The sequence below is a fragment of the Acetobacter sp. UBA5411 genome, from assembly GCF_002409645.1.
GTDB lineage: Bacteria > Pseudomonadota > Alphaproteobacteria > Acetobacterales > Acetobacteraceae > Acetobacter.
This window is the reverse complement of the sequence record NZ_DHNR01000043.1, coordinates 106,250-112,340: the sequence shown is the minus strand read 5'-3', so window position 1 is coordinate 112,340 and position 6,091 is coordinate 106,250. Positions and strand designations below refer to the sequence as shown.

Sequence of the window (6,091 nt, the reverse complement as noted above, 5' to 3'; positions counted from 1 at the left end):
ATGATGATCGACTTCGCGCTGGAGGCGGAGCGTGAGCATGGCATGTCCTCGCTCCAGTCGATCCGGCAGGCCGCGACCCTGCGTTTCCGTCCCATCCTGATGACGACCCTGGCCGCCATGCTTGGCGCGCTGCCGATGGTGATTTCCTCTGGCACCGGCTCCGAACTGCGTCGTCCGCTGGGTCTCGCCATTGTCGGTGGTCTGGCGGTGTCCCAGCTTCTGACGCTGTTCACCACGCCGGTCATTTACCTTGCACTCGATACAATGGCGCAGAAATGGAACCGCCGTTTCAGCAACGCGCATGAGCCGCATGAAACCCGTCCAGCCGGTGAGCAGGGCTGATCGGGCATGAGTCCATGCCGTCTGTTCATTGAAAGACCGGTCGCCACCACCCTGTTGACGGTGGCGCTGCTGATTGGCGGCATCCTTGGATACCTGAAGCTGCCGGTGTCCGATCTGCCGAATGTCGATTTTCCCGTCATCATGGTGCAAGGCCAGCAGGCGGGTGGTTCGCCGGAAGAAGTGGCCAGTTCGGTAGCGGCTCCTCTGGAACGTCACTTGGGGCAGATTGCCGGTCTGACTGAAATGACGTCGCAGTCGACTCAGAATCAGGTCAGGATCATGCTCCAGTTCGAGCTGACCCGTGACATCAACGGCGCGGCGCGCGACGTGGAAGCGGCCCTGCAGGCGGCCCGTGCCGATATGCCGTCCTCGCTGCGGCAGAACCCGAGCTACAGCAAGGCCAACCCCAATGGCGCGCCGGTTCTTGTTCTTGCTCTGACATCCCCGACCCGCACCGCCGCCGTGCTGTATGATCTCGCGAGCAATGTGCTTCAGCAGCATCTCTCGCAGGTACGTGGTGTCGGCATGGTGCAGGTTGCGGGAAGCGCCCTCCCCGCCGTGCGCGTCGAGATGAATCCGCTGAAGCTGTTCCAGTATGGCATCGGCTTTGAAGACGTGCGTGCGGCGCTGGCCTCGGCCAATGCCCATACGCCCAAGGGCATCATCGACCAGAACGGACTGCGTTTCACACTTGACACCAACGATCAGGCGCGCTCGGCACAGGCCTATCGTGATCTGATCATCGCCTATCGCAGCAACAGGCCAGTCCGTCTTTCGGATGTTGCGGTGGTCAGCGACGGCGTTGAGGACATTCGTAACGCCGGTTTCTTCAACCAGCAGCGGGCCGTGATCGGGATTGTGTTTCCGCAGGCTGGCGCAAACGTCATTCACACGATCGACCAGATCAAGGCCATGCTGCCGGCACTACGCACGGCCCTGCCTCAGGACGTGTCGCTGCATCTGGCGCTTGATCGGTCGCTGACCATTCGCGCCTCGCTGGAAGACACGCAGGCCACCCTGATTATCGGCGTCATCCTTGTTGTGCTGGTGACATTGGCCTTCCTGCGTTCGTTGCGGATGACCCTGATTCCAGCCATCGTGGTGCCAACCTCGATCATTGCGACCTTCGGCGTGATGCGCCTGCTGGGCTATTCGCTCGATAACATGTCGCTGATGGCCCTGACGGTCTCGACCGGTTTCGTGGTCGATGACGCGATTGTCGTACTGGAAAACATCGCCCGGCACATCGAGGAAGGTGTGCCGCCGAGGGAAGCGGCACTCAGGGGCGCGGAAGAAGTGGCCTTCACGGTCATTTCGATCACCGTCTCACTGGTTGCAGTGTTTCTGCCGATCCTGCTGCTCGGTGGGCTGGCCGGACGTCTGTTCCATGAACTGGCGATGACGGTGTCCATCACCATCGTCATTTCCATGCTTCTGTCCCTGTCCCTCACCCCGATGCTGGCGTCACGTATCCTGCGTGCGCAGAACCACACAGACAGCAACACCGCTTCCCCGAACTGGTGGCACAGAAGCACAACCTGGCTGGGGGCCCTGTTCGGCTCCGCCATTACGTCCGTGGAAAACGGCTATGCCCGCACGCTTGATGTTGCGTTGCGACATAACCGGCTTGTCCTGCTCAGTCTGCCTGCGACCATTGCCTTGATGGTCGTCGTGTTTCTGGCGATGCCGAAAGGCTTCTTCCCCACGGAAGACACGGGCATGCTGATGGGTCATCTGATGGGCGACCAGTCGATTTCCTTCACGGCCATGACCCAGAAAATCGACACGGTCGAGAAGGCGGTCCTTCAGGAAAAGGAAGTCGCCAGTATTGCCGGTTTTGTCGGCGGACGCGGCTCTTCCAATCAGGCCAGCCTGTTCCTGCAACTCAAGGACAAGAGCGAGCGAGGACCGGCACCGAGCCTGATGCTGCGCATTGCGAACCGTCTGCATGATCTTGTAGGCGCACAGTTCTTTCTGATGGAGCCGGGCGGCGTGCGGGCCGGGGCGCGACAGGGCAATGCGTCCTATCAGTATACATTGCAGGGTGATTCAGCGACCGAGCTTTACAGCTGGGCTCCCAAGCTGATGGCGGAGCTGCGCAAGCATCCGGAAATTCTCGATCTGTCCAGCGATGTTCAGCAGGGCGGTTCCGCTATCGTCGCGAAAATAGATCGCGACACGTCGGCTCGGTTCCAGATCACGCCACAGCTGATCGCCAACACGGTTTACGATGCATTCGGCCAGCGAGCAGCGTCGGTCATTTACAACACGCTGAACCAGTATCGTGTCGTCATGGAGGCATCCAAGGAGTTCTGGAGCGATCCGAACACCATCCGGCAGGTCTGGGTGGCCACAACCGGCGGCTCAGCAGCAGGTGGAACGGCCTCCAATACCATCCGTGTCAGAACGAGCACGAGCGAGGCCAGCACAAGCAGCAGCACGCAGGCGAGCATCAGCAGCCAGAACTTCAAGAACCAGATCGCTAACAAACTGGCGGGTGGCGCTTCCGCGTCCAATGGTTCCGCTGTTTCCACAGGGCGCGCCTCCATGGTGCCGCTGACTTTCATCACCGACATCACGCCGTCACGGACACCGGTTTCCGTCAATCATGAAGGGCAGTCCGTCGCCTCCACCATCTCCTTCAATCTGGCGAAAGGCGTCGCGCTCAGTCGTGCCGTGCAGATCATTCAGGATGAGACGGTGGCCCTGCACATGCCCTCGACCATTCACGGCAGTTTTGCCGGTAACGCCGCCCAGTTCCAGAAATCCGTCAATGATGAGCCTCTTCTGATTCTGGCTGCGCTGGTCGCCGTGTATGTTGTGCTGGGTATTCTCTATGAGAGCTATGTGCACCCGCTGACCATTCTCTCCACCCTGCCCTCAGCCGGTGTCGGTGCCTTGCTGGCGCTTGAACTCTTCGGCGAGGATTTCTCCCTGATCGCCATGATCGGCGTGATCCTGCTGATCGGCATTGTGAAAAAGAACGCCATCATGCTGGTGGATTTTGCGATTACCGCCGAACGGGAAAACAATATTCCCCCGTTCGAGGCCATCCGCACCGCCTGCCTGCTCCGTTTCCGGCCCATCATCATGACGTCGCTGGCCGCCGCCCTTGGCGCCCTGCCGCTGGTGTATGGCAACGGCTATGGTGCCGAGATGCGCCGCCCACTCGGCATCGCCATCGTGGGTGGCCTGCTGGTCAGTCAGGCTCTGACCCTTTACACAACCCCGGTTGTCTACCTGACGCTGGATCGTCTCGCGCTGCGGTTTAACAAACGTCGCCGCAATCGCCTGCCCCCCAACGCCAAACCTCAGGACGCCTGACGCGGAATGAAGACCCACACTCGCCCCTCCCGCCGTCGTATCGCCCTTCTGCTGGCGCCGTTCCTGCTGTCCGGCTGCATGGTCGGTCCGGATTACAAACGCCCCACGGCCATCATCTCTCCCAAGTTCAAGGAGCTGAAGCCCGCAGCAGGCTGGCAATACGCCAATCCTGCGCTGGCGGCTGCTCCCAAGGGTAAATGGTGGGAAATCTATAACGACCCCATCCTGAACGGGCTGGAAGACAAGGTCGAAATCAACAACCAGAATGTGGTGCAATATGAAGCGCGGTATCGTAACGCCCGCGCCGCGATCAACGCCATTCGGGCGCAGCTTTACCCGACCCTGAGCGGCTCGCTGAGCTTCAACCGTAACAGCACCGGTCGTGGCTCCCGTAACGCGTCTTCCGGCGTGCTGGTCAATTACGGCACGGGAGATTCCACCACCACCTATACGCCGTCCAACTCGACGGAAACCACTTACGGCATGGGCCCAACAGCAAGTTGGGATCTGGATCTGTGGGGCGCGATCCGTCGCCAGATTCAGGCACAGGTAACAGAGGCTCAGGCCAGCGCCGCCGACCTTGCAAACGCCAAACTGTCCTATCAGGCTCAGCTTGCGACCGCCTATTTCAACCTGCGCTATCAGGACAGTCTGAAAGATCTGCTGCATAGAACCGTAGAGTTTTACGAACATTCGTACCAGATCACGCTAAACCAGTACAATGCGGGCGTTGCTGAGCCGACGGCCCTGCTTCAGGCCAAGACGCAGCTGGAGCAGACCCGTGCGCAGGAAGTACAGGCCGGAATTGCCCGAGCGCAATATGAACATGCCATCGCAGTGCTGATGGGCGAAGCGCCGGCAGATCTGACCATAGCGCCTGGCCGCTTGCCTGATACTGTCCCCACCATTCCGGTTTCGGTGCCGGCCGACCTGCTACAGCGTCGTCCTGACATCGCCGCAGCGGAACGACGGATGGAGGAATACAACGCGCAGATTGGCGCTGCGATCGCGGCCTTCTATCCGGATGTGAAGCTGACAGCTTCCTACTCCTACAGCGGTGATCCGGTTGGAGCGCTCGTGCAGGTGGCTAACCGCATCTGGTCGCTGGGTGCCGCTGCGACGGAAACCATCTTTGAGGGTGGCGCTCGCACGGCCGCTGTTCATGAAGCCAACGCCAATTATGACAGCTATACCGCCGCCTATCGCCAGACGGTTCTGACGGCGTTGCAGGGAACGGAAGATCAGCTTTCCAATCTGCGTATTCTGTCGGAACAGGCCGCCCAGCAGGCAATCGCTCTGGACGCCGCCAACAAGGCCGCAACCGTCGCCATGAACCAGTATCTGGCAGGCACGGAGATTTACACCACCGTCATCACGGCGCAGGTCACAGCCCTGTCCAATGCTGAAACGGTGTTGTCGATCCAGCAGAGCCGTATGGTGGATTCAGTAAGCCTGATTGAAGCGCTGGGTGGTGGCTGGGATGCTTCTTCCCTGCCGAGCAAGGGGTCCATGCAGACGGATAATCCGTTCCTGCCCAGCTTTATCCAGAAGGATAAAAACTGACGCACGTTTAGCCTCGGCGTCTGCCTGCCTCCAGACGCAGCACGTCTGGCTTCTATGGGCGTAATGTGAGCGCTATCAACTTGGAAGCTTAGTCTTTTCATTCAGCAGCAGAAGTAAATCCGCTGCTGAATTCAACAAACTCAGACAACCCATCCAATAGATCAGGTCTTTATTATCCTGTCTAAAAAGGAAAAGGCCGTCTGTTCAGAACTTATTGTTTTGGGGCCGGAGGAAGGGTGCGGATATCGCCAGCGATCTGATCTGCCGCCTGCCCCATCAGCGTGCTCAAGGCGCGAACCAGTCCTTCCGTGCCCGCTTCTGCCGGCATTGAGAGGTGGATGGATCTGTTGGTCTTTGGCGCATCGCTATCAGCACGATGCACGGAAACCTGCGCATTCATAACGGCATTTCCGGAAGCGTCCCGCGAGAAACGCGTTACGACCAGCTCAACGAAAGCCTGCGGCTCCGTTGATGTCGCATCATCCTGCACAAAGAAACTTGTACCGGGCAGACGGTGACGCAGATCGTTCGCCAGAACATGCGGGATCTGATCCGAAAGAGGCGCGCTCCACGCATCAGATTTTGCAACATCCAGCTTATAGCCACTGTCACTCAGAACGACACGATCCCGATCCAGCGTCTCCGGAATAGTCGGTCTGCGGATTTCAACCAGTGTCGGCGCTGTCAGCCCCGAGAACGATGAAACCGTCGGGACAGCCGATGTCACGGGTTGAAGCGTATACAGAGCCGGATCAGATGAACTGCATGCAGTCAATGTCACACTGGTAATGGCAAGGAGAACGCCCCCCAGTACTGCACGAGAAAAAGACCCTGTGGAAGCAAGGAGTTTTTTCTTTTCCAT

The 6,091-nt window shown here is 59.2% G+C and carries 4 protein-coding genes; 3 read left to right on the top strand and 1 reads right to left on the bottom strand.

Features of this window, described 5'->3' with window-relative positions:
- The 3 genes from B3759_RS16455 to B3759_RS16445 form a co-directional block, all read left to right on the top strand.
- Positions 1–342: efflux RND transporter permease subunit (locus B3759_RS16455; RefSeq protein ID WP_291367686.1), on the top strand; the 342-nt coding region annotated here is incomplete at its 5' end.
- A gap of 6 nt (positions 343–348) precedes the next feature.
- Positions 349–3,666, top strand: coding sequence for an efflux RND transporter permease subunit (locus tag B3759_RS16450; protein WP_291367684.1), 3,318 nt, complete (start codon positions 349–351; stop codon positions 3,664–3,666).
- A gap of 6 nt (positions 3,667–3,672) precedes the next feature.
- Complete coding sequence (locus B3759_RS16445) at positions 3,673–5,229, top strand: efflux transporter outer membrane subunit (protein WP_291367682.1); 1,557 nt, start codon at positions 3,673–3,675, stop codon at positions 5,227–5,229.
- A 211-nt stretch (positions 5,230–5,440) separates the two neighbouring features.
- Here the strand turns inward: B3759_RS16445 and B3759_RS16440 are convergent, their stop codons facing one another.
- Complete coding sequence (locus tag B3759_RS16440) at positions 5,441–6,091, bottom strand: PqiC family protein (protein WP_291367680.1); 651 nt, start codon at positions 6,089–6,091, stop codon at positions 5,441–5,443.

Excerpts from the sequence above, each read along its gene's own strand:
- B3759_RS16450 (WP_291367684.1), top strand. The coding sequence starts at position 349 with ATGAGTCCATGCCGTCTGTTCATTGAAAGACCGGTCGCCACCACCCTG.
- B3759_RS16440 (WP_291367680.1), bottom strand. The coding sequence starts at position 6,091 with ATGGAAAAGAAAAAACTCCTTGCTTCCACAGGGTCTTTTTCTCGTGCA.
- B3759_RS16445 (WP_291367682.1), top strand. The coding sequence starts at position 3,673 with ATGAAGACCCACACTCGCCCCTCCCGCCGTCGTATCGCCCTTCTGCTG.